Origin of the sequence: Staphylococcus gallinarum (assembly GCF_000875895.1) — a bacterium.
GTDB classification, from domain to species: Bacteria; Bacillota; Bacilli; order Staphylococcales; family Staphylococcaceae; genus Staphylococcus; species Staphylococcus gallinarum.
This window is the reverse complement of sequence record NZ_JXCF01000256.1, coordinates 159,318-182,168: the sequence shown is the minus strand read 5'-3', so window position 1 is coordinate 182,168 and position 22,851 is coordinate 159,318. Positions and strand designations below refer to the sequence as shown.

The following is a 22,851-nucleotide window of genomic DNA, read 5'->3' as shown; positions in this document are numbered from 1 at the left end:
GATGAAATGAGGTGTATATATGATAGAACGACATATTAAAATCATGCGTCTGTTTATACAGGAATCTGAAAATTACAAAAGTGCAGATGATATTGCAGCTATATTAAGTGTCTCTAATAGAACTGTGCGATCGGATATAAAGTATATCAATACATTGTTTAGCGATCCAGTAATCACTAGTGTAAAGGGTCGTGGCTTTAGATTGAATTTAGAGCAGTATCATATTGAAACGATTGAACATTATATCAATGACTATGCCAATAAGGATAGTGAAATATTAATGAATTTAGGTTATCGGTTGTTAATGCAACACGATCCTACGACGACGGAACGTCTGATTGCTGACCTAAAGATAACTAAAAATGAATTTTTAGATTATTTACAAAGATTTGCTAATTGGTGTCAGTCATTTGATGTTCTAGTTGAAAGTGTTAGAAATAAAGGTGTATGTATTAAAGGAAATGAGATGAATATTAGAAATGCTATTTTACACTTGAGTCAACTCACATCTAAAAATAAATCGATTGAAGATATAATATTAGCCGATATTCCTAAAGTGCATTTAGAACAAATAACACAAATTATTAAGCGTGTCTTGATATATAACCATATTCAAGCAACACAAATACAGCTCAAACAGTTAATTATTCATTTAATCATTATTTATAAAAGACAAAATATTAGTTATAAAGCATGGGATATAAAACCAAAGTCATTTGAAATTGCTAATCAATGTATTACAGAAATTAATAATAGACTAGGATATGATTTGAATAGAGAGACAACAAAACTTTTTTCTTTCTTTATTAGTGATTATTTTGAACAACATGATCTTGGATTTGAACAATTATTCGTCAAAAGTTATATTGAACGGCTCATTGTTCAAATGGAGCAAAATATTGGTGTAGGTTTTACCCAAGATAGTGTATTGAGAGACAATATATTTTCACATTTTAGTAGGACATATCACAGAATAATTAAAAATGTATATATCAATAATCCTTTGACTCAAGATATAAAAAAAAACTATCCATTTATCTTTGATGCGTTATATGACATTGTGAAAGAGTTAGAAGTTGATGCCGATATTCATTTAGTAGAAGATGAAATTGCCTTTTTAGCATTACATTTTCAATCATCAGTTGAAAGAAACGAACAAGAAAAAATTAAAATAGTGATAGCTTGTTATTATGGTTTAGGTATTTCCAGTTTACTAGAAGCTAAAATTTTAAAGCTTGACGAACGTATCGAAGTGATAGATACCGTACAGCTGGATTCAGTTTATGATTATCACTTTGAAGGCATCGATGTATTAGTTACAACGCATGAGATAGAAGGTAATCATTTACCAAAGCGACTTTCTCAAGTAACAGTTTCACCTTTATTTTCAAATGAGGATGCTGAGAAAGTGAAGGTAATTATTAACCAAATCAATAATAACGTAATTAATCAAGCAGATTTATCATCAGTTCAAGTAGATGTGGTAGGAGGCGATGATGAGGTTACTGATATGGCTGTTGTTTTCGATAAGGCACAAAGTATATTAAATAATAATCATGCAATTACCGAAAGTTATATACCAAGTGCATTAGAAAGAGAAAAATTTGCTTCTACATTTATTGGAAATGCTATTAGTATGCCTCATGGCAACCCTAAAGAAGTATTGAAATCACATGTTATAGTGTTTAAACATGAACAGGGCTTGTTATGGAAACAAAATAAAGTCAAATTGGTGTTTTTCTTAGCCATTACTGAGGCTGATATACCGATAATGAAGAAAATTATACACAATATTGCAGATTTAACAGAAAATGATGTTGATCAATATTTATTGTTAGATGAGCAGGTGCTTCAGAAAAAAATCATGACTTTAATTAGAGAATAATTGCCACTAACAACGGCAATTATTATTTTTTTGCGATAAATGTATGCGGTTACAATGGAGTGGATAAGGAGGCAGATGAAATTATGAAAATTTTAGCTATAACTTCGTGCCCAAATGGGATAGCGCACACATATATGGCTCAAGAGAAATTAGAACAAGCGGCAGAACGTATGGGAGTAGAAATAAAAGTAGAGACGCAAGGTGGTGTAGGGACAGAAAATAAATTAACTACTGAGGAAATTAAAGAAGCGGATGGTATTATCATTGCTGCAGATCGCCAAGTTGACCTTACTAGATTCGATGGGAAGTACTTAGTTAATGAAAGTGTAAGGGAAGGAATACACAATCCTGAACAATTAATTCAGAGAATCATAAAAAAAGAAGCAAGTATTCATCATGAACAGTATGATGCTGATGCGAATCAAAGAACACAATCCGAAAATAAAAAGGGACTACAAGTCATTTATCAACATTTGATGAATGGTGTGTCATTTATGGTTCCCTTTATTGTAGTAGGTGGTTTATTGATGGCTATTGCATTAACCATTGGTGGCAAACCTTCTGCAGAAGGACTAGTCATTCCAGAAGATTCTATATGGAAATCTGTAGAAAATATAGGTAGTCTGTCATTTAAGTTTATGGTTCCAATATTAGCGGGTTATATTGCAGTGAGTATAGCCGACAAACCTGGGTTGGTTCCTGGTATGATTGGCGGTGCTATTGCAGCTGACGGTAGTTTCTATGGTAGTGATGCAGGTGCGGGTTTCTTAGGTGGTATTGTGGCAGGTTTCTTAGCTGGTTATATTGCGAAGTGGATTAAGAATATAAAGACACCTAAAGCAATGGCCCCGATAATGCCGATTATTATTATTCCAATTATTTCGTCACTCATTGTAGGGTTAATATTTATCTTTGTTATTGGTGCACCAATTTCAAGTATATTTGAAGGGCTAACATCTTGGTTAAAAGGGATGCAAGGTACTAATATTATTATTTTAGCCCTTATCATAGGAGCAATGATTGCCTTTGATATGGGAGGACCAATCAATAAAGTGGCATTTTTGTTTGGCTCAGCACTAATTGCAGAGGGTAATTATACAGTAATGGGTATGGTCGCAGTGGCAGTATGTACGCCGCCGATTGGTTTAGGTCTTGCTACATTTATCAATAAGCGTAAATTTAATCATGGAGAAGTTGAAATGGGTAAAGCATCGTTTACAATGGGATTGTTTGGTATAACTGAAGGAGCAATACCATTTGCTGCGCAAGATCCATTAAGAATTATACCAGCAAATATGATTGGTTCTATGATTGCAGCAGTAATAGCTGCTATCGGTGGTGTTGGTGATAGAGTAGCACATGGCGGACCGATTGTAGCAGTATTAGGTGGTATTGACCAGATATTATGGTTCTTTATTGCGGTGATTGTAGGTAGTATTGTCACGATGATTGTTGTATTGTTGATGAAACGAACGGCGCCAGCTGTTGCAGTTCATTCAAGTCCAATGGATACAGGTGTAATCAGTGAAAATCAAGCGGTGAGTGATGAAAGTATGACGACGAACCAAGAACAACTATCGCAAGAAAATAAGATAACACATGAGCAAGCAGATGATGATAATTCTGAGCGTGTTTTTGACAAACGTGTGATTGAATTAAGTGATGAAACAATGACACGTGACACGGTGATTAATCAATTAATTGACCAGTTAGCGGATCATGATTATATTAGCAATAAGTCAATATTAAAAGAAGCGGTAATGGCACGTGAAGCAGAATCCACTACAGCAATTGGAATGAATGTTGCTATTCCACATGCTAAATCTAGCGTAGTGAAGCAACCGATTGTAGCAGTATTAAATAATAAGGCTGGTGTAGAATGGGAAAGTCTTGATGGTTCATTACCGAAGATTATATTTTTAATTGTTGTACCAAGTCAAAGTAATGATGTTCATTTAAAATTATTACAAAGACTTTCAAGAACATTGATGAACGATGATATTAGAATGCAGCTTATCAATGCACAAAGTAAAGACGAAATATATAATATACTGAAAGCAATTTAATGGAGGTATGCAGTGATGGTGTTATTTTTAGAACCAGAGTTCAAGGAACGTATTTGGGGAGGTACAGGATTAAAGGCGTTTAATTATGATATCCCTAGTGATATTACAGGGGAATGTTGGGGCATTTCGGCACATCCAAATGGACCAAATAAGATTAAGAATGGTAGACATCAAGGAAAAACATTAGATCAAGTATGGATAGAAGACAAAGCATTATTTGGAAATCCCAAAGCACATACTTTTCCATTGTTAACCAAAATATTAGATGCGAATGATAAATTATCTGTACAAGTACATCCTAATGACGATTATGCATTGAAGCATGAAGGGGAATATGGCAAGACAGAATGTTGGTATATTCTTGATGCTAAAGCGGACGCTGAGATTATTTATGGAGTAAATACAACGGATTCTAATGAATTAAATGAAATGATTGACAATAGAGCGTTTGACCAACTTTTTAAACGTGTTAAAGTTCAGCCCGGTGATTTTTATTATGTACCTGCTGGGACTGTACATGCTATAGGTGAAGGTATCCAAATATTAGAAACACAACAATCTTCAGATACGACTTATAGAATTTATGATTATGATCGAACAGATAAAGATGGAAATCAAAGAGCGTTACATCTTGAACAAAGTAAAGCAGTCATTCAATTAAATGACAACTCACCAAATAGCACACCAATATCAAAAAATATACAAGGTCAGAAATATACACAATTTGTCTCCAATACATTTTTTACAGTTGCGCGTTGGGAAATTTCAGGCAAATTAAACTACGACTTATCACGTGATTATGAACTTATATCAATTGTAGAAGGTCGTGGAACAATTGAAATAGATGGAGAGGTCCATGAATTAGTAAAAGGTGATCATTTAATATTGACCGTAGAGGATACGAATGTCGTTATAGAAGGTGAGTTGACTGCAATTATCAGTTATGTTTAAGTCATCTATCAGATTTGAAATGGTTATCAACATGAGTGAGGTGGAATGATTATGTTAAAATTATGCGTTGATATCGGAGGTACGAAGACTATTGTTGGGGTAGTTAATGAACAACTTGATATCATTGCTAGTAAAAAATTTGAAACGATAAAGGAAGATCCGAAGCAACAATTTACTGAAATAATTAAACTAGCGAATCATTTTGTAACAGAATACAAAGAGGTAGATAGCAATATATTGAATATTGCTATGCCTGGTCCATGTGACTATACACAGGGATTGTTCTTAAATCCGCCAAACTTACAACAATACAATCAATTTAATGCAGGGCAATATATTGAGCAACACAGTCAATTTAAGCCGAGCTTTGTTAATGATACAGATGCTGCTGCGTTAGCGGAGTATCGATATATTAAATCAACTACATCTGATTTTGTTTATTTAACGATTAGTACTGGGGTTGGTATGGCATATGTCAAAAATGGACAGTTAGTTTCAGGTGTAGATGGCAACTTTGGTGAAATTGGTCATACTGTAATTAAAAATGATAGTGATTACCAATGTCCGGTTTGTCACCAGTATGGATGTGTAGAAAATGAAATATCTGGATTAGCCATTAGTCGAAAGGCGAGTGACCTTTTAAATCGACCAGTGACTACTAGAGAAGCTATAACGATGTATCTCGAGCATGAAGACGAAACAATTCATACTATGGTTGAAGAAGTGATTAAATTAACACAACAACTATGTATTAACATATTTAGCGTCTTTAACATTTACCATATAGTTCTAGGTGGTGGCGTAACGCAAAGTGCATTGCCATATAAGGAAGCAATAACGAATTATGTAAGTCAACACCATTTAATACAAAATAGTACGATTCAAATTGACATTAGCCATCTTGAAGCAAATGTACTGACAGGTTTATATTTCATTAATTAATGATATCAAAGACACCACACAACACTTGCTATATTAATAAAACCAGAGGTTAGACCTTTGAGTTTATGATAGTAAATGCGTGTGGTGTTTTTTTATAATCTATTACGTTTTATTGCCCATAGTTTACGGATGTTTAGTGTTTTAGACAATTGGTCAGAAATAAGAAGACCTAAGGCAATCGCACCTGCTACAAGAATTGCGCGTATAAATGTATTTGTTGCGTCGGTAAACTGTAAGGTTACAAGTTGTTGTGTTGCTCTAAATGCAATACTACCTGGAACAAGGGGAATAATACCTGGAATCATAAAAATAACAACTGGTGCTTTAAATATACGACTCATAATATGACTAAGTAGCCCCAATGTTAAACTCCCCAGTAAACTTGTATAAATACTATCCATATGAAAGCTTTCCGTTAATACAAAATACACCATGTAACCCATCGCACCTGCGAAACCAGCAGGAATAAATAACTTTTTAGGTGCGTCGTATATCACATTGAAAAAATATGATGCACAAAAGCTACAGATAAACGTGAAAATGATTGTCATCTTTAGTCCTCCTTAAAATGTTACATATGCAATAGCAATACCTGAACCGATAGCAAATGCAATGACAAGTGCTTCCAAGAATTTTGCAGTAAACATTAACATGTGACGAGCGAATAAATCTTGGATAGCAGTAGTAATCAATACACCAGGCACAATGGGCATCACTGATGCAATCATTGCAGGACCAAAGGTGTTCTCGATGTGGAAGATATGAGAACCTAAGATAATGATAGCGCCTAAGACAAATGATCCCACAAATTCTGGTATAAACATTGTTAAGGATTTGCTTTGCATAAATTCTACAATGCAAAAGCCTGTAGCACCTGCAATTAATGTAGTGAGCATTTCAGGCCATGTTCCACCTTGTAAATATAAAAAACACAAAGAAATGATGCCTGCTGCGACGACTTTCTTCCACAGTGAGATAGATACTGTACTATGCTCAATATTACTTAATTGCTGATAGGCTTCTTCTATTGAAATGTGATTACTTGTAAGTTGACGAGAAATTGAGTTTACTTGATAAATTTTTAATAAGTTTGTTATGTTTTTGTCTATACGTAAGATACGTGTGTCGTGTTCCTCACTTAGTGAGAAATTAATAAATACATTTATGACATAACCTTGACTGTGATAGTAACCCATACATATGGCCATACGTCTCATTGTATCTTCTACACGTGAAACTTCAGCACCTGAAGATAATAAAATTTTTCCAGCGAGTAAGATAGCTTGTATGGTTAATTTATCTTTTGTGCTATCCATGATTTGTCCCTCCTTTGTTTTTGAATGATTATCGTTATTATCCCAATATTATATGTGAAATTCAAAAGGAAATTTAAAAATAATAGTGAATAGGATGAGTAACTCAGCAAGAGGTGAGACTGTCGGTTGTGTGCGGGGAGACTGCCATGTTTATTGTTGTGTGTAATAATCTACTAAATGAGAGTCACTCATAGCGAACACTTTTGAACTTTATGTTCAATGTATTGTTATACAATCTGACCTTGTTAATGCATGAATGACGTCTGTGAGGATAGCGAGTGGCGTATTATAGGGCACATAGAAGCGTCCTACATGAGTAATAAGTGATTTTGTAATCCATAAATTAAAAACAACGCGTCTAGACATAACACTAGAAAAAAGCACTCAGATTTTTGAAACCGATTTATCTGAGTGTTGTTTTATATTCATATTTCGTATTGTTAGCTCGCTTTCCTAGGGGACAGCTTCAGCCTGTAGTCTTCAGCACGTCCTGTTCCCACAGGAGTCTCGCTAAAATACGTTGTATTCATTTTTGATATTTACATTAGGATATATTTAAATCTTCAAATTAAATTTGTCATGTAAGTGATGGTATATAAATCATTAAGTGCATAATCTTTCATTTGTTTTCTTTTATTCATATTTCGTATTGTTAGCTCGCTTTCCTAGGGGACAGCTTCAGCCTGTAGTCTTCAGCTCGTCCTGTTCCCTCAGGAGTCTCGCTAAAATACACCATAGTCATATGTGATTGTATATAAAAGCGCATAAAAAAATAAGACACTTCGTATTATTTAATAAATGCTACTAAATTAACGAGGTGTCTTATATATAATGAGTACAATATGATTCAACATATAGCAATAATGTAACATTTATCATGACAGTGATTTATGTTATACAATATGACTTTTGTTGTTCGAATTACTCAGAAGATTTGTTTGTGTTTACTGATTTCGATAGACTTTGATCTAAATCTGCAATGATATCGTTAATATTTTCAGTTCCTATAGATAGTCGAACGAGTTCTGGAACAACACCAGACGCTTGTTGATCTTCTGGTGATAATTGTAAATGTGTTGTACTTGCTGGATGTATTACTAATGATTTTGAATCACCGACATTTGCTAAATGAGAGAATAGGTGAAGATTTTCAACAAAGTTAGCAATATCATCAACACTACCATCGATGCCAAAGGTTAAGATTGCGCCTTGCCCTTTTGGTAGATATTTCTGTCCTAATTCATAGTACTTATTACTTTCTAAACCAGGATAATTTACCCAAGTAACACTTGGATGTTGCTCTAGATACTGGGCAACACGTAAGGCATTTTCTGAGTGGCGTTCGAGTCTTAAGTGTAAGGTTTCTAATCCGATTAAGAATTCGTGAACATTAAATGGAGATACAGCAGAACCTAAATCACGTAATAATTGTACTCTTGCCTTTGTAATATATGCGGCTTCACCTACGTCATTAACGTAAGAAATGCCATGATAACTTTCGTCAGGTTCAACTAAACCAGGGAACTTGCCATTATTCCAATTGAATTTACCACTATCGACAATAATACCTCCAATTGATGTACCATGTCCTCCAATAAACTTAGTTGCAGAATGAACTATAATATCTGCACCAAATTCAAACGGGCGTAATAAATATGGTGTTGGGAAAGTATTATCAACAATTAATGGAACCTCATGTGCGTGTGCAATGTCAGCTACAGCTTCAATATCTAATACATCAATCCTAGGATTACCAATGGTCTCCGCATAAACTGCTTTAGTCTTATTGTTAATAGCTGTTTTAAAGTTATTTGGGTCACTAGGGTCTACAAAGTGAACTTTAATACCTAATTTTTTAAATGTCACATTAAGCAAATTATATGTACCACCATATAAATTGGACGATGCTACGATTTCATCTCCAGATTCAACAATATTTAAAAGTGCTAAATGTATTGCGGCTTGTCCAGAAGATGTTGCTAGTGCCCCGATTCCTCCTTCTAAAGCAGTGATACGTTCTTCGAATACATTTTGAGTTGGGTTCATGATACGTGTGTAAATATTTCCAGGTTCAGCTAATGAAAATAAATTTTGGGCATGCGTGGTGCTGTCAAAGACATAACTTGATGTTTGGTAAATAGGGACCGCTCTTGATTTTGAGAAATCATCTACCTCTTGTCCACCATGAATTGATAAAGTGTCTAAATGCCATTGATTATTTGTCATATGTTGTACTCCTCCTATTTATTAGAATTTTCTGATAATTAGAACTATACTAGAATCACTATTAGAATACAAGTTTTTCTGACTAATTAAGTATGGATTCTTCATTGACTAATATCAGTAACTTTATAATATAAATGAGTTGCAAAAGGCTCATTTTTTATATATAATCCTTATCTGTATGGTAGGGTATGGATTAATAAGGATTTCAAGCCATTATGGAGGACTAAAATGATTGGGTATGACTTGATAGGTAATACGCCGTTGGTATTACTGGAAACATTTAGTGATGAGCAAGTACAAATTTATGCAAAATTAGAGCAATATAATCCTGGAGGTAGTGTCAAAGATAGACTAGGTAAATTTCTCGTTGAACAGGCACTCGAACAAGGATTAATTAAAAAAGGAGATACTATTGTTGATGCATCGGCAGGTAATACAGGTATTGGTTTGGCGATGGCAGCAAATCATTTCAAGTTACATTGTGTAATATATGCACCTGAAGGGTTTTCCGAAGAAAAAATTTCGATCATGAGAGCGCTAGGTGTACAAGTAGAGCGTACTCCTCGTGAAGAAGGCATGCGAGGTGCAAGAAAGGCGGCAGAACACTTTGCAGCGGTCAATAATGCTTTTTATACAAATCAATTTGAAACAAAGTTAAATCCACAAGCATATGTGAAAACATTAGGTCAAGAGATCACATCGGCATTACCTGACATAGATTACTTTGTTGGTGGTGTTGGATCTGGAGGCACATTTACTGGCGTTGCACAGCACTTATCGCAGTATAATGTAGGCAATGTTGTAGTAGAGCCAGAAGGGTCTATATTAAGTGGTGGTGAACAGCATGCACATGATGTTGAAGGTATCGGTGTTGAAGCGTGGCCACAGTTTTTATCAAAGGAATTAATTTCAGATATTATTAAGGTTTCCGATATAGATGCATTTCGAAATGTGAAGCAATTAGCACTGCAAGAAGGACTTTTAGTCGGTAGTTCATCTGGTGCTGCGTTACAAGGTGCATTAGAGGTGAAAAAGCATATTAATACTGGTGTTATAGTAACGATATTTCCAGATGGTAGTGATCGTTATATGTCGAAGCAAATATTTGAATATGAGGAGAATGTAAAATGAATAAAAAAACAAGATTAATACATGGTGGTTTAACTACAGATCCATATACTGGTGCAGTGACTACACCAATTTATCAAACAAGTACGTATATGCAAGATGAAATTGGAGATTTAAGACAAGGTTATGAATATTCTCGTACAGCTAATCCTACTAGAAGTGCATTAGAAAGTTTAATTGCGGATTTAGAACACGGTGAATTTGGATTTGCTTTTGGTTCAGGGATGGCAGCAATTTCTGCTGTTATCATGTTATTAGATAAAGGGGATCATTTATTATTAAATTCTGATGTTTATGGCGGAACATATAGAGCCTTAACTAAAGTATTTACACGTTATGGTATTGATGTTGATTTTATTGATACTACAGACATAACTAAAGTTGAACAATATATTAAACCAGAAACAAAAATGCTTTATATTGAAACGCCATCTAATCCATTATTACGTGTAACTGATATCAAAAAATCTGCCGAATTGGCGCAGCAACATAATTTAATTTCAGTTGTGGATAATACATTTATGACACCTTATTTCCAAAATCCCTTGGACTTTGGTATCGATATTGTCTTGCACTCAGCTACAAAATACTTAGGCGGTCATAGTGATGTTGTCAGTGGTCTTATAGCTACAAAAGATGCTGACTTAGCAGAACGCATTGGATTTATTCAAAATTCAACAGGTGGTGTACTTGGACCACAGGATAGTTATTTGCTTATTAGAGGTATAAAAACATTAGGTTTACGTATGGAACAAGTACAAAAGAACACATTAGCTATCATTGACATGTTACAAGGTCATGCAGCAGTGCAACAAGTATTTCACCCAAGTATTGAAACGCATTTAAACTATAGCGTGCACAAAGAACAAGCTGATGGACATACAGGTGTAGTTGCCTTTGAAGTGAAAGATATCGAATTAGCTAAAGCAGTTATTCGTAAATCACAATATTTTACATTAGCTGAGAGTTTAGGTGCAGTAGAAAGTTTAATTTCAGTACCTGCATTAATGACGCATGCATCTATTCCGAAAGATATTAGAGAAAAAGAAGGTATTGCTGATGGATTAATTCGATTATCTGTTGGTATTGAAGATACAGATGATTTAGTAGATGACTTAAGACAAGCATTAGATTCAATCAATCATTAATTCCCAGGAAATACTCAAAGTACCTAAACGTAAAGTAGGCATAAAAGCCAACCTAAAAGATTCAATTAATCTTTTAGGTTGGCTTTTTGTATGAATAATTTGTTTCGTAGAGGTTCCCATGACTAGAACTTTTAGTGGTGTTTTGTTGCGACGAACGTCGGATTTCATCAATTATTGCCTAGTCAGCAATATTTAAGGTTAATAAATGTAAACTATAAAAATAACTATGAAGCAATCTATCTTCACAGAAAGCTTCATAGCTAATATTTAGTAAGTTTGTTATATATAGACTGTTAATTATCAAATAATGAGTTGATTTTATCTTTGATTGTGTTTAATTTTTGGTCAATATCAGTTAATAATTGATTTACTTTAGATTGATCCTCGTTATTTAACTGCGCATTGTTGGCTTCTTTCAATTTGTCAGCTTGTTGTTGGAAATCTTCTGTCAAAGATTTATCGGTAGCATTATGTTCATTATTCTTTAGACCATCAATTTTTTGTTGTAGATTGTTGATAATATCTTCACTGTTTTGGTTATTTTCTATTTTTTCTTTGGCATTATTGATTTGAGTATTGATATCACTGCTTTGTGTTTGTTGTTGATAATCGTTTGATGCATTGGGTTCTTTATTGTCTGTTTGTTGCTCATGCGTCGTTGATTCAGTATCGTTTGGCGCGGTGTTATGTTTATGGATGAAAAAGAACGTTAAACATATTGCAACAATCGCAACTAAAATAACAATTACTGCGACTAACCATTTTTTTGAGCGCCGAGAGCGTTCATTTTCATATTCTAACTGTTGTTCACGTCTTTGATCTCGTTCATTATAGTAACGTTGTTCTTCTAACTTTCTATCTTCTTCGTATGCTTGTTTATTTCTTTCGGTACGTTTCATAATTACCACTTCCTATTTACTTCGAAATTATCAATTCCTTATGTTTAATATTTTAATGATTATCTTTATATTTGCAACTTTCTTTATATTTGAAGTTATTTTAAAAAGGAGGATTTTTAACAAATACATATTTAGTGGAAGTGAAATTTGACATTTTAATTGAATTTAAACGTGTGTAGATGTATGATAATTCAAAAGTGAGTAATCACTCACTTGAAGGGGTGGATAGTAAATGATTGAAGTGAATCATGTTAATAAGTCGTTTGGAGACAAACGTGTACTTAATGATATTTCCGTACTTTTTGAGGCAGGTGAAATTGTTGGACTGATTGGTCCGTCTGGAACAGGGAAGACGACATTAATTCAATGTATGTTAGGTATGGAGAAAGTGAATACTGGTGAGGTAGTGATTAACGGAACTACAATTCCTGATAGGAAAATACTAGGAGATATAGGTTATATGGCTCAAAATGATGCATTATATGAGGATTTAACAGGTAAAGAAAATTTGAAATTTTTTGCGAGTATATATATGAAGGATAAGAAGTTAATTAATGAGCGAATAGAATATTGTAGCGCTATGGTTAAATTACAAGATGCTTTGGATCAGAAGGTTGCGACTTATTCTGGAGGGATGAAACGTCGACTTTCGCTAGCGATTAGCATGTTGCAAGACCCTGGTATTCTTATCTTGGATGAACCAACAGTTGGTATTGATCCTAAGTTAAGAAAGGCAATTTGGCAGGATTTAAATGAAGCTAAGACAGCAGGAAAAAGCATTCTCGTAACGACACATGTACTTGATGAGGCATCACGTTGTGATAAATTACTATTGATGAATCATGGTGAAATCATTGCGTCTGGTACACCTGAAGATATTAAGCGGCAATACGATGCTGAAACGATAGAAGATGTATTTCTAAAGATGGAGGGGTAATTATGCATGCATTCCAAATTGCCAAACGTATATTTAAGCAAACGGTCAGAGATGTAAGAACCTTAATGTTACTATTAGTTGCGCCAATTCTTATATTATCGCTGCTGTATTATATTTTTACAGTGTCAGATAATGCTAATGGTCTTAAAGTAGGTGTTCATCAAATTTCAGATTCTTATTTAGAGCAGTTACATGATCAAGATATCCAAACAAAACAGTATCATGATAATAATTCTATTGGGCAGAAGATTAAAGATGACCAATTAACAGGATTCATCTATGAAAAAAATCATAAATTATATGTAACATATGCGAATGATAATCCTACAGAGACAGGCACATTAGCTTCGGCCAATCAAAAGTGGTTAATACAACATAATATGGCACAGATGAAAGATAACACAGAACAACTGCAACAACAGTTAAAATCAATTCAATCAAAGTTGCCCGATAATGTTATGGATGAGCAACAAACAAACACTAACAAAGCACAAGTCAATAAACCGGTTCAAATGACATCCGATTATTTGTATGCAAATAAAGATGCAACGTATTTTGACATGATTAATCCGATATTGATTGGTTTTTTTGTATTCTTTTTCACATTTTTAATTTCTGGCATAGGCTTATTGAAAGAACGTACATCAGGCACATTAGAACGTTTGCTAGCTTCTCCGATAAAACGGAGTGAAATTATCTTTGGGTATATTATGGGTTATGGTTTGTTTAGTGTGATTCAGACAGTAGTCGTTGTGATGTATGCAATTTTTGTGTTGCATATCGCAATTGCAGGTTCAATCTGGCTCGTGTTAGCAACGACAATATTAACAGCACTTGTTGCTTTGACCTTTGGAATATTATTATCAACATTTGCTTCTTCAGAGTTCCAAATGATTCAATTTATACCGCTTGTTATTGTACCGCAAGTGTTATTCGCAGGATTAATTCCAATACAGTCTATGAATACGGGGTTACAGTACTTTGCCCACATCATGCCACTATTCTATACAGGTAATGCAATGCAATCAGTAATGATCAAAGGCTTTGGAATAGATGATGTTTATCTTGATTTATGTATCTTGTTTGCAATATTTGTGGTGTTGTTAATATTGAATATCTTTGGCATGAAACGTTATAGAAAGGTTTAAAGGTCGTGGTTAAGATGAATCATACAGTGAAAGAAATAATGTCTGAGGTAATGCCTCAATTAGAACATTTAACAGAACGACAACGTAGAGTGATTGAGAGTGCGTTGATATTATTCAGTGAACAAGGCTATGATAAGACAAGTACGAGTGATATTGCAAAGAAAGCTGGCGTAGCTGAAGGAACGGTCTATAAACAATTTAAAAATAAAAAGGCGTTACTTTATGCTGCAATCTTACCTATCATCAGAGATAATGTTGCACCGGTAGTCGTTAAAGAATTTTCTGAGACTTTAGATGAAAAAGAACACTTTAAAGCATTTATCTATGCATTTGTAGACAACCGCTCAGAGTTTTTGTTTGATAATAGAGTGCTGTTGAAAGTTATTATTAATGAAGCAATGACGAACAAAGAAATACAAGCGATTATTTTTGATATCTTTAATCAGAGGATAGTTGAAAATTTAAAGCCAAGAATCGAATGCTATATAGAACAAGGTGAGATGAGGGCAGTAGATGTTGAATATTTCTTACGTACTGTTATTGCTCAAATATTTAATTTGAATATAAGTTATATCATCGACACAAACAAAGAACGTGATAATTCATACGAAGCCTTTGCTACGTTTATTAAAGATGGCTTATATCAGATGTTTAAGACGAACGTAACAAATTAAAATAGGATGGTTTATTTGGAATGAGAAGTAAATGATACAGCCAAATATTTTAGAATGGTAGGCAATAAAATATTGTGATAATAAAGCAAAAAATTAGAGGCTAAGTCACTGCTGGCTTAGTCTCTAATTTGTTAATCACTTAGGTATCTTAAGGTGAATGTGTTAATTTCATGGAAATAGTATTAAAGTAGTAGATCAATTTCAGTGGCTGATTGTAATTGTCTACTATTTATTGGTTACTACCTTTTAGGTATACCAATAACATGGCCTAATTGTTTAGGACTATCAAAGTTAGGTTGTTGCTCGAAATAGTTTGCAATCTTATCAAAAACCTCATCAGGGAATGGAGTGCTTTTTCTTGTTTCGAAATCAACGCCCATCATCATTACTTCGTATGTCGCACAACGTTCATCTTTTTCGTTGTACATCGTTAAAAATAAATGTACGCGTTTATAATCGTAATCATAAAGACGTGCCTTAATATAAAATTTTTCATGTACTAACAATTCCTTTAAAAAGGAAATGTGTGCTTCTAAGCTAAATATCGTAACATTTAAATCTTTACGATAATCTGTCGATAAGCCAACTGATTCAAAAAAGCCTGCGACTGAATCACTAAATAGGTCGTAGTATTTTGCATCATGTAAATGTTGGTTATGGTCAATCCAATCAGGATGGACAGTGTTGTTATAAATATATGTTTCTGTCACCGAAATACGCCTCCTAATAATTGCTATACGCTCATATTATGTCATAAATAAGATATAGATTGAACAAATTAAATTGTTTCTTATTTAATTAGATGTAATAGCTGTTAAATCATTAATTTACTAAAAAATGACTGACAAATTTATTATTATTTAAAATAAAAAAGGCGTTTAGAAAATTAATACCCAGCATTAAGCCCATCAAAGGTTGTTGAACTTTGATGGGCTTGTTATCGCTTGCTTACCTAGTGGGCTTGGTCGAGCTTCGGTCTCGACACGCATACTACTCCTTCAGTTGTCTCACAAACAATACGCAGTTCATAAATGTTGTTACTACAATAAGTGAGACACTTTATAATGAATTTATTGAAATAGAAATTATCCCTGAGATAAAACAAGAAATGCATAACGAGTAAAGTGATGAAGACTAAAATAAAATCATAATTCAGCGATTTTATTTTAGTCTAAAAAGGTAATGTCCCAGGCTCGTTCTATTTTCAGAAAAAAGTTGCTGAATTTGTATGTTTAGTAATTTTAAGCTCAAGTCGATATCATTGTGAAAGTTTATTATTGTATGAGTATTAATACTTTCGTAAAAAGTTGATGTCACGATTAAAGATACTTTGGTTTACATACTGTTGGGTAGCAGTTAAAATACTTTCGATTTCTTGTGTTTTGTTTGATAGTATTCGTAAGCTAAAACCATGTGTTGCAATTTGCGTGATTCCGAAACGGCAATCATAATCTTGGTGATAGTGTTTTAATGTGTCATAGAGTGAATCTATGAATTTTTGATTAACTTCTGGGTGGATGAAATAACATGATCCTAAATGTGAATAGTTTTCCATGTAACCAATAGCATGTACTGAATGCTTTGCAGGTTCTAATCTCATGTGATCATAAACGACCAACGTATCATCTACATATATTTCATTTAATAAGTGCATATAATGATAACTAAATTGTTTGTCATCTTTGGAATACCCAGGTGTTAATATATCCGTGTAAAATAAACTACTTGTATTTGTTAAGTGAAAGGTATTCTGTTGATAAAATTTTGCATTTTCGAATGCGATAATAGGGTCTCCAACATATTCTAAGTGCCCTTGATCTTTAATATTAACATGTTGATATTGAGCGACGTGATCGTTAGGTGTTTTATAAATTTTGGTGGCACCTTGTGAAGTTAATATAACAGAGGCATTATCCTCAACGTTAAACTCCATTATATAGCGATCACCGTCAAGGTAACCGCCGCCGACATTGACGATATAGAATGTTGGAATATCAGAATTGTTCAGATAAATCGGACGCATAACTTTAAGTGCCTTTTCAAAAAAGACATCTCTCGCCACAGACTTTCTACCGTTATTGAAGACAGATAACTTTAATTGACCTGTCCATGTTGGATTGGATTTAGGCATTATACCAAACCTTTTAGGAAAACGTCTTGCTCAATCCAGTTTATTACTTCGTCTAAACCTTCATCTGTCTTAAGGTTAGTAAATGCAAATGGACGAGTAGAACGAAAGGCCTTAGTATCTATTGCCATTTGTTCTAATGATGCACCAACATAAGGTGCTAAATCGGTTTTGTTAATAACGAAGAAATCTGATTTAATCATGCCTTGTCCACCTTTACGTGGAATCTTCTCACCTTGAGCGACATCGATAATATAAATTGAGAAATCAACCAATTCAGGACTGAATGTAGCTGCGAGGTTATCACCGCCAGACTCAATGAATATAAGTTCGATATCATCATTCCGTTCTATGAGTTCATCAATCGCTGCAAAGTTCATCGATGCATCTTCACGAATGGCTGTATGTGGACAACCACCTGTTTCTACACCGATAATTCTGTCTTCAGGCAGTACTCCAGAATTAACTAGAATTTTTTCATCTTCTTTTGTATAAATATCGTTTGTAATGACACCGATACTCTTTTCTGTTGACAGTCTCTTTACAATTTTTTCGATAAGTTGGGTTTTACCTGCACCAACAGGACCGCCGATACCTATTTTTATTACTTCTGACATAATTGTCCTCCTCTTTTTATGAAATAAAAATTCTTACATTTACGTTTTCATGCTCCATTTGATTTACTTCTAAACCGGGTGCTGTAAGTCCTAAATCATTTTCAGTCAATGTGAAAATATAATCACGTGTTTCTTTCATAATGGGAATCATTCGCTCAACGATTCGTTGACCTGCAGTTTGACCTAAAGGTATTGCACGAACCGCATTTTGAGTAAGACTGGACACATTTTGATATAAGTAGTAATCAATTATTGTTTCTATTGGTACACCAAAGTAATGACCTAACATAGTAAAGCAGATAGCTGGATGTAAGTGTACTTGTTTACTTTTCATTTGTTGTTGATACCAGTTAATCCATTCGCTTTGATATAGTTCAAGTGCCAATTTAACCATACGATTTCCCATTTGTTTTGCGCCTTGTCTAGTTTCTCGTGGCAAACTTTGAACGAATAGTATTTGATCTAATCGTATTATGGCTTCTGTATCTTGTGCCTCTAAGGCTTTATACACGAGACGCATAGTTAATCCATCTGAATAAGTGAGCTGTTCATTAATGAATAAAGTTAACCAATGTTGAAAAGTTGTTTCATCGTGCACGGAACCGCGTTGTATATATGTTTCTAGTCCGAATGAGTGACTGAACGCACCAGTTGGAAATTGAGAATCGCAAAATTGAAATAAACGTAAATTTGCGTGATCAATCATGCGAATGACCTATATGTCTAAATGCTTGGTTTACCTTACGATCCTCATGTGTGTAGGGAATACCTAAATCTTGTAAAAGTGATTCTACAAGATAATCATATTGGACTAACATTTCAGTTTCAGTAAACTGAGCGGGTAGGTGTCTATTACCTAACTGATGCGCGATATTACCCATTTCTTGCAAATTGCGTGGCTTGACGACAAGTAAATCTTCAGAATTAACATCTACAATAATCATATTGGTATCATCTTTATATAAAATATCACCATATTGTAGGTCGATCGGTTGCTTTAATCGAATGCCTAGTTCGTTACCATGATCTGTTGTTACGCGTTGAATACGTTTGACTAAATCAGAATTTTCTAAGTAAACTTTTTCAATATGCTTACCTTTTTCACTATCTGAAAGATTGGCGATATTGCCTACTATTTCTTCTACAATCATCTCAGTTCCTCCTAAAGTTAAAATAAGAAATATCTTTGTGTTAACGGTAGTGTTGTTGCTGGTTCACTTGTAATTTTTTGTCCATCAACAAACACTTCATACGTTTGCGGATCAACGTCTAATTTTGGCGTTGCACTATTGTTTTTCATATCCTTCTTCGTTAAATTACGGATATTGTGGACAGGTCTAAGTTTACGCTTTAAACCAAGCAATTGACCGATATCATTTTCATATGCAGTAGCGGAAACAAAAGTAATCGCAGTACTTTGCATATTGCCTCCAAATTGACCATACATCTTTCTATATTTTAAAGGTTCAGAAGTTGGTATAGAGCCATTGGCATCACCATTAATCGCAGTATTAATTAAACCACCTTTAATAATCACATCAGGTTTAACACCAAAGAATGCGGGTTCCCACATGATTAAATCAGCAAGTTTGCCTTCATCTATTGAGCCGACATAATCTGAAATCCCATGTGTGATTGCCGGATTAATTGTATATTTTGCTATATATCGTTTTATTCTATTGTTATCATCATATTCACTATCGCCTTCAAGAGGTCCGCGTTGGTCTTTCATACGATGTGCCACTTGCCATGTGCGTGTTATAACTTCACCGACGCGACCCATTGCTTGAGAATCGGAACTGACCATACTAAAGACACCCATATCTTGCAGTACATCTTCTGCAGCAATTGTTTCTTTACGTATACGTGAGTCCGCAAATGCAATATCTTCAGGTATTGCAGCGTTAAGATGATGTGTAATCATTACCATATCTAAATGTTCATCGACAGTGTTTACTGTGTAGGGGAGTGTTGGGTTCGTAGATGATGGGAGAATATTTGAATAGGATGCAGATTTGATTAAATCCGGTGCATGACCGCCTCCAGCACCTTCAGTATGATACATGTGTAACACACGGTCCTTTACTGCAGCCATGGTTTCTTCCATAAAGCCGGCTTCATTTAATGTATCGGCGTGTAATGCCACTTGTATGTCGTATTCATCGGCAACATTAAGTGCATAGTGTAAGGCAGAAGGTGTCGCACCCCAATCCTCATGGACCTTTAAACCGATAACGCCTGCATGAATTTGCTCAACTAATGCAGTTGGATTAACTGCTTGGCCTTTACCTGTAAAGCCAATATTTAATGGCAATGCTTCAGCAGCTTCTAACATGCGATGGATGTGCCAAGGACCAGCAGTAACTGTTGTTGCTTTTGAACCTTCAGACGCACCTGTACCGCCACCAATATGGGTAGTAATGCCACTTTCTAAAGCGACTTGTGATTGTTCTGGATTGATAAAGTGAACATGTGTGTCGATGCCGCCAGCTGTGAGAATCTTACCCTCAGCAGAAATGACATCAGTAGTGGCACCGATAATAATATCGACGTTATCCATAATATCAGGATTTCCCGCTTTACCTATTGTCATGATATAGCCATTTTTCACACCAATATCAGCTTTGATAATTTTATTATAATCAATGATTAATGCATTAGTTATAACTAAGTCAGCAACTTGTTTATCATCACGTGTTACATTAGGGTTTTGTGCCATCCCGTCACGAATAGATTTACCACCACCAAAAGCGGCTTCGTCTCCATAAGTTGCATAATCTTGTTCTACTTTTGCAAATAAGTTCGTATCACCTAGTCTTACAGAATCACCTAATGTTGGGCCATAAAGACTCGTATATTGAGATTGTGTCATTTTAAAGCTCATGATTTATACCCACTTTCTTTATTAGCATTTTTACTACCGTCATCCTGTACTTTAGGTGCTTCGGCAGAATTAACTTTCGGTTTATAAACGCGTGATTCGTCAATTGGACCATTCACATCACCATGGAAACCAAAAATTTTACGATTACCACGATATTCAACAAGTTGTATTTCCTTTTCATCACCTGGTTCGAATCGAACTGCAGCTCCAGCAGGTATATCTAAGCGTTTCCCGTACGCTTTTTCACGATCAAATTGAAGTGCAGGATTAGCTTCGAAGAAATGATAATGAGAGCCAACTTGAATCGGTCTATCACCTGTATTTTTTACATTTAAAATGGTACTTTGCAAGCCTTGATTGACCTCGATATCCGTATTGTTAACAATAATTTCACCTGGTTTCAATATACATAACCTCCTTAAACGATTGGGTGATGAACAGTGATTAACTTTGTGCCATCTGGAAATGTTGCTTCGATTTCCATTTCGGTTAGCATATCAGCTACACCATCCATTACATCGTCTTCATTTAATATTTGTTTCCCGTAACTCATAAGTTCTGCGACTGTCTTACCATCTCTCGCACCTTCTAATAATTCAAAGCTAATGATAGCAACAGCTTCTGGATAATTTAATTTTAGACCTCTTTGTTGACGTCTGCGTGCTAAATCAGCTGCAACTACAAGCATTAACTTATCTTGTTCCCTTTGAGTAAAATGCACGAAACTCACGACCTTCCAATAATAAATATTGTACGCATAATATATGCATGCTCTTTTATAATAAGATGATTATCTATTTACTACAAGAATTACACATTTAATTATTAGAAAAAAGTTACTAATTGTAAATGATATAACCAATGCGTTAAGCTTTAAATCGTATAGAATTTAATATAAAATTAATAGAGTCAAGAGATAAAGAAATTGGGTGACGACATGAATATCGTGAAAATATTACTCAGAAATATTTCGCAAGTATTACTACTGGAAAATGCAATTACTGGTTTGTGCATTTTAGTTGGCTTATTTATAGGGAATTGGAAAGTAGGTCTGATGGCACTGTTGGGCAGTATTATCGCTTTATTATTAGCTAAGTGGACAAATTATAGTGGGGCAGAAATAGAAGCGGGGTTAGCGGGATTTAATCCAGTATTAACTGCGATTGCATTGACGCTGTTTCTAGTGCCTAAATGGTATAGCTTGGTTATTGTACTACTTGCAGTTATTATCACGATGCCGATTGGCTCAGCTGTGCGAGAGTTTTTTAAACCCTTTGGTATTCCGATGTTAACTATACCTTACGTATTTGTGAGTTGGTTGATATTGCTAATGTCGTTTCAGTTTGAATTTGTGAATGCAAATGTACATATTTTACCTAATAAGGTTCAAGAAATCACTTTTTCAGGAAATAGCGTAGAAGGTTTGCAAGCATTTTTTACAGGATTTAGTGAGGTGTTTTTATTAAATCATGTTATTACAGGTTTCTTGATATTAGTGGGAATATTTATTGCATCGAGACGTGCGGGTGTATATGTCATCTTTGCGAATTTGATTGGCTTAGCGGCTGTGAGTTTACTTGGAGCAAATCACGACCAAATTAATGATGGATTGTTTGCGTATAATGTCGTATTAACTGTCTTGGCATTAGGTATTGCTTTTCGAACAATCATTTCAAGGACAATGAGTATCGTGCTAGGTTTATTATTAACGATTATTCTACACGCAGGTATGACAACTTTATTAACACCATTTGGGTTACCAGTCTTTACATTACCATTTATTATTGCAACATGGATCATGTTGTTCGGAGGTAATCGAATGAAGTTAAATGAAATTGCAGAACCACGAAATTGATGGGTAATCTTAAGGCATGTAGTTATATTTATGGATGAATTATTTTT

General features: G+C 34.5%; 22 protein-coding genes. 10 read left to right on the top strand and 12 right to left on the bottom strand.

Features of this window, described 5'->3' with window-relative positions; genetic code table 11:
- Positions 1-19: 19 nt before the first annotated feature.
- The 4 genes from SH09_RS15150 (at position 20) to SH09_RS15135 (ending at position 5,844) form a co-directional block, all read left to right on the top strand.
- Entirely contained in the window at positions 20-1,885 is a 1,866-nt protein-coding gene (locus tag SH09_RS15150; RefSeq protein ID WP_042740424.1) for a BglG family transcription antiterminator, read from the top strand.
- Positions 1,886-1,968: 83 nt separating this feature from the next.
- Positions 1,969-3,951, top strand: a complete 1,983-nt coding sequence (locus SH09_RS15145; RefSeq protein ID WP_042740423.1) for a fructose-specific PTS transporter subunit EIIC — start codon at positions 1,969-1,971, stop codon at positions 3,949-3,951.
- Between the two features lie 15 nt (positions 3,952-3,966).
- Positions 3,967-4,902 (top strand): mannose-6-phosphate isomerase, class I, encoded by a 936-nt coding sequence (manA, locus tag SH09_RS15140; RefSeq protein ID WP_042740422.1) that lies wholly within the window; start codon positions 3,967-3,969, stop codon positions 4,900-4,902.
- A gap of 51 nt (positions 4,903-4,953) precedes the next feature.
- Positions 4,954-5,844: an ROK family protein gene (locus SH09_RS15135; protein ID WP_042740421.1), complete on the top strand. Its 891-nt coding sequence runs from the start codon at positions 4,954-4,956 to the stop codon at positions 5,842-5,844.
- A gap of 92 nt (positions 5,845-5,936) precedes the next feature.
- Here the strand turns inward: SH09_RS15135 and SH09_RS15130 are convergent, their stop codons facing one another.
- From SH09_RS15130 to SH09_RS15120, 3 genes are all read right to left on the bottom strand, one after another.
- Positions 5,937-6,395, bottom strand: coding sequence for a threonine/serine exporter family protein (locus SH09_RS15130; protein ID WP_042740420.1), 459 nt, complete (start codon positions 6,393-6,395; stop codon positions 5,937-5,939).
- A 12-nt stretch (positions 6,396-6,407) separates the two neighbouring features.
- The gene (locus SH09_RS15125; protein ID WP_042740419.1) at positions 6,408-7,160 is read right to left on the bottom strand and encodes a threonine/serine exporter family protein; all 753 of its coding nucleotides are present in this window, start codon (positions 7,158-7,160) and stop codon (positions 6,408-6,410) included.
- Between the two features lie 921 nt (positions 7,161-8,081).
- Positions 8,082-9,386: a homocysteine synthase gene (locus SH09_RS15120; protein ID WP_042740418.1), complete on the bottom strand. Its 1,305-nt coding sequence runs from the start codon at positions 9,384-9,386 to the stop codon at positions 8,082-8,084.
- A 228-nt stretch (positions 9,387-9,614) separates the two neighbouring features.
- Here SH09_RS15120 and SH09_RS15115 point away from each other — a divergent pair, with 228 nt between their 5' ends.
- Both SH09_RS15115 and SH09_RS15110 read left to right on the top strand, forming a co-directional pair.
- Positions 9,615-10,517 carry a PLP-dependent cysteine synthase family protein gene (locus SH09_RS15115; RefSeq protein WP_042740417.1) on the top strand — a complete coding sequence of 301 codons (903 nt, stop codon included), beginning with the start codon at positions 9,615-9,617 and terminating at the stop codon, positions 10,515-10,517.
- Positions 10,514-11,662 carry a bifunctional cystathionine gamma-lyase/homocysteine desulfhydrase gene (locus SH09_RS15110; RefSeq protein ID WP_042740416.1) on the top strand — a complete coding sequence of 383 codons (1,149 nt, stop codon included), beginning with the start codon at positions 10,514-10,516 and terminating at the stop codon, positions 11,660-11,662. Before SH09_RS15115 ends, SH09_RS15110 begins: the two co-directional genes overlap by 4 nt.
- A gap of 293 nt (positions 11,663-11,955) precedes the next feature.
- Here the strand turns inward: SH09_RS15110 and SH09_RS15100 are convergent, their stop codons facing one another.
- A complete protein-coding gene (locus tag SH09_RS15100) occupies positions 11,956-12,561 on the bottom strand; it encodes a hypothetical protein (RefSeq protein WP_042740414.1) in 606 nt (201 codons plus the stop codon).
- Between the two features lie 232 nt (positions 12,562-12,793).
- Between SH09_RS15100 and SH09_RS15095 the strand changes: the two genes are divergently transcribed.
- Genes SH09_RS15095 through SH09_RS15085 form a run of 3 tightly spaced genes read left to right on the top strand, consistent with a single transcriptional unit; the run spans position 12,794 to position 15,320 of the window.
- The gene (locus SH09_RS15095) at positions 12,794-13,498 is read left to right on the top strand and encodes an ABC transporter ATP-binding protein (protein WP_042740413.1); all 705 of its coding nucleotides are present in this window, start codon (positions 12,794-12,796) and stop codon (positions 13,496-13,498) included.
- Positions 13,499-13,500: 2 nt separating this feature from the next.
- Positions 13,501-14,646, top strand: a complete 1,146-nt coding sequence (locus SH09_RS15090; protein WP_042740412.1) for an ABC transporter permease — start codon at positions 13,501-13,503, stop codon at positions 14,644-14,646.
- Between the two features lie 14 nt (positions 14,647-14,660).
- Positions 14,661-15,320 (top strand): TetR/AcrR family transcriptional regulator, encoded by a 660-nt coding sequence (locus SH09_RS15085; RefSeq protein ID WP_042740411.1) that lies wholly within the window; start codon positions 14,661-14,663, stop codon positions 15,318-15,320.
- A gap of 239 nt (positions 15,321-15,559) precedes the next feature.
- Here SH09_RS15085 and SH09_RS15080 read toward each other — a convergent pair whose 3' ends face one another.
- The 8 genes from SH09_RS15080 to SH09_RS15045 form a co-directional block, all read right to left on the bottom strand.
- A complete protein-coding gene (locus tag SH09_RS15080; RefSeq protein ID WP_042740410.1) occupies positions 15,560-16,030 on the bottom strand; it encodes a thioesterase family protein in 471 nt (156 codons plus the stop codon).
- A gap of 578 nt (positions 16,031-16,608) precedes the next feature.
- A complete protein-coding gene (locus SH09_RS15075; RefSeq protein WP_042740409.1) occupies positions 16,609-17,451 on the bottom strand; it encodes an urease accessory protein UreD in 843 nt (280 codons plus the stop codon).
- Entirely contained in the window at positions 17,451-18,065 is a 615-nt protein-coding gene (gene ureG / locus SH09_RS15070) for an urease accessory protein UreG (RefSeq protein ID WP_042740408.1), read from the bottom strand. Before ureG ends, SH09_RS15075 begins: the two co-directional genes overlap by 1 nt.
- A gap of 16 nt (positions 18,066-18,081) precedes the next feature.
- Positions 18,082-18,771: an urease accessory protein UreF gene (locus SH09_RS15065; RefSeq protein WP_042740407.1), complete on the bottom strand. Its 690-nt coding sequence runs from the start codon at positions 18,769-18,771 to the stop codon at positions 18,082-18,084.
- Positions 18,764-19,216, bottom strand: a complete 453-nt coding sequence (gene ureE, locus SH09_RS15060; RefSeq protein WP_042740406.1) for an urease accessory protein UreE — start codon at positions 19,214-19,216, stop codon at positions 18,764-18,766. Before ureE ends, SH09_RS15065 begins: the two co-directional genes overlap by 8 nt.
- Before the next feature lie 17 nt (positions 19,217-19,233).
- Positions 19,234-20,949, bottom strand: coding sequence for an urease subunit alpha (gene ureC, locus SH09_RS15055; protein ID WP_042740405.1), 1,716 nt, complete (start codon positions 20,947-20,949; stop codon positions 19,234-19,236).
- Positions 20,946-21,353, bottom strand: a complete 408-nt coding sequence (gene ureB / locus SH09_RS15050; protein WP_042740404.1) for an urease subunit beta — start codon at positions 21,351-21,353, stop codon at positions 20,946-20,948. The genes ureC and ureB overlap by 4 nt, the downstream gene beginning before the upstream one ends.
- 14 nt (positions 21,354-21,367) lie before the next feature.
- Positions 21,368-21,670 carry an urease subunit gamma gene (locus tag SH09_RS15045; RefSeq protein ID WP_042740403.1) on the bottom strand — a complete coding sequence of 101 codons (303 nt, stop codon included), beginning with the start codon at positions 21,668-21,670 and terminating at the stop codon, positions 21,368-21,370.
- 216 nt (positions 21,671-21,886) lie between these two features.
- Here SH09_RS15045 and yut point away from each other — a divergent pair, with 216 nt between their 5' ends.
- Positions 21,887-22,804 (top strand): urea transporter, encoded by a 918-nt coding sequence (gene yut / locus SH09_RS15040; protein ID WP_042740532.1) that lies wholly within the window; start codon positions 21,887-21,889, stop codon positions 22,802-22,804.
- Positions 22,805-22,851 lie beyond the last annotated feature (47 nt).

Bases quoted from the DNA above. Each gene is read 5' to 3' on its own strand.
- SH09_RS15150 (WP_042740424.1), top strand. From the start codon at position 20: ATGATAGAACGACATATTAAAATCATGCGTCTGTTTATACAGGAATCT.
- SH09_RS15145 (WP_042740423.1), top strand. From the start codon at position 1,969: ATGAAAATTTTAGCTATAACTTCGTGCCCAAATGGGATAGCGCACACA.
- manA (WP_042740422.1), top strand. From the start codon at position 3,967: ATGGTGTTATTTTTAGAACCAGAGTTCAAGGAACGTATTTGGGGAGGT.
- SH09_RS15135 (WP_042740421.1), top strand. From the start codon at position 4,954: ATGTTAAAATTATGCGTTGATATCGGAGGTACGAAGACTATTGTTGGG.
- SH09_RS15130 (WP_042740420.1), bottom strand. From the start codon at position 6,395: ATGACAATCATTTTCACGTTTATCTGTAGCTTTTGTGCATCATATTTT.
- SH09_RS15125 (WP_042740419.1), bottom strand. From the start codon at position 7,160: ATGGATAGCACAAAAGATAAATTAACCATACAAGCTATCTTACTCGCT.
- SH09_RS15120 (WP_042740418.1), bottom strand. From the start codon at position 9,386: ATGACAAATAATCAATGGCATTTAGACACTTTATCAATTCATGGTGGA.
- SH09_RS15115 (WP_042740417.1), top strand. From the start codon at position 9,615: ATGATTGGGTATGACTTGATAGGTAATACGCCGTTGGTATTACTGGAA.
- SH09_RS15110 (WP_042740416.1), top strand. From the start codon at position 10,514: ATGAATAAAAAAACAAGATTAATACATGGTGGTTTAACTACAGATCCA.
- SH09_RS15100 (WP_042740414.1), bottom strand. From the start codon at position 12,561: ATGAAACGTACCGAAAGAAATAAACAAGCATACGAAGAAGATAGAAAG.
- SH09_RS15095 (WP_042740413.1), top strand. From the start codon at position 12,794: ATGATTGAAGTGAATCATGTTAATAAGTCGTTTGGAGACAAACGTGTA.
- SH09_RS15090 (WP_042740412.1), top strand. From the start codon at position 13,501: ATGCATGCATTCCAAATTGCCAAACGTATATTTAAGCAAACGGTCAGA.
- SH09_RS15085 (WP_042740411.1), top strand. From the start codon at position 14,661: ATGAATCATACAGTGAAAGAAATAATGTCTGAGGTAATGCCTCAATTA.
- SH09_RS15075 (WP_042740409.1), bottom strand. From the start codon at position 17,451: ATGCCTAAATCCAATCCAACATGGACAGGTCAATTAAAGTTATCTGTC.
- ureG (WP_042740408.1), bottom strand. From the start codon at position 18,065: ATGTCAGAAGTAATAAAAATAGGTATCGGCGGTCCTGTTGGTGCAGGT.
- SH09_RS15065 (WP_042740407.1), bottom strand. From the start codon at position 18,771: ATGATTGATCACGCAAATTTACGTTTATTTCAATTTTGCGATTCTCAA.
- ureE (WP_042740406.1), bottom strand. From the start codon at position 19,216: ATGATTGTAGAAGAAATAGTAGGCAATATCGCCAATCTTTCAGATAGT.
- ureC (WP_042740405.1), bottom strand. From the start codon at position 20,949: ATGAGCTTTAAAATGACACAATCTCAATATACGAGTCTTTATGGCCCA.
- yut (WP_042740532.1), top strand. From the start codon at position 21,887: ATGAATATCGTGAAAATATTACTCAGAAATATTTCGCAAGTATTACTA.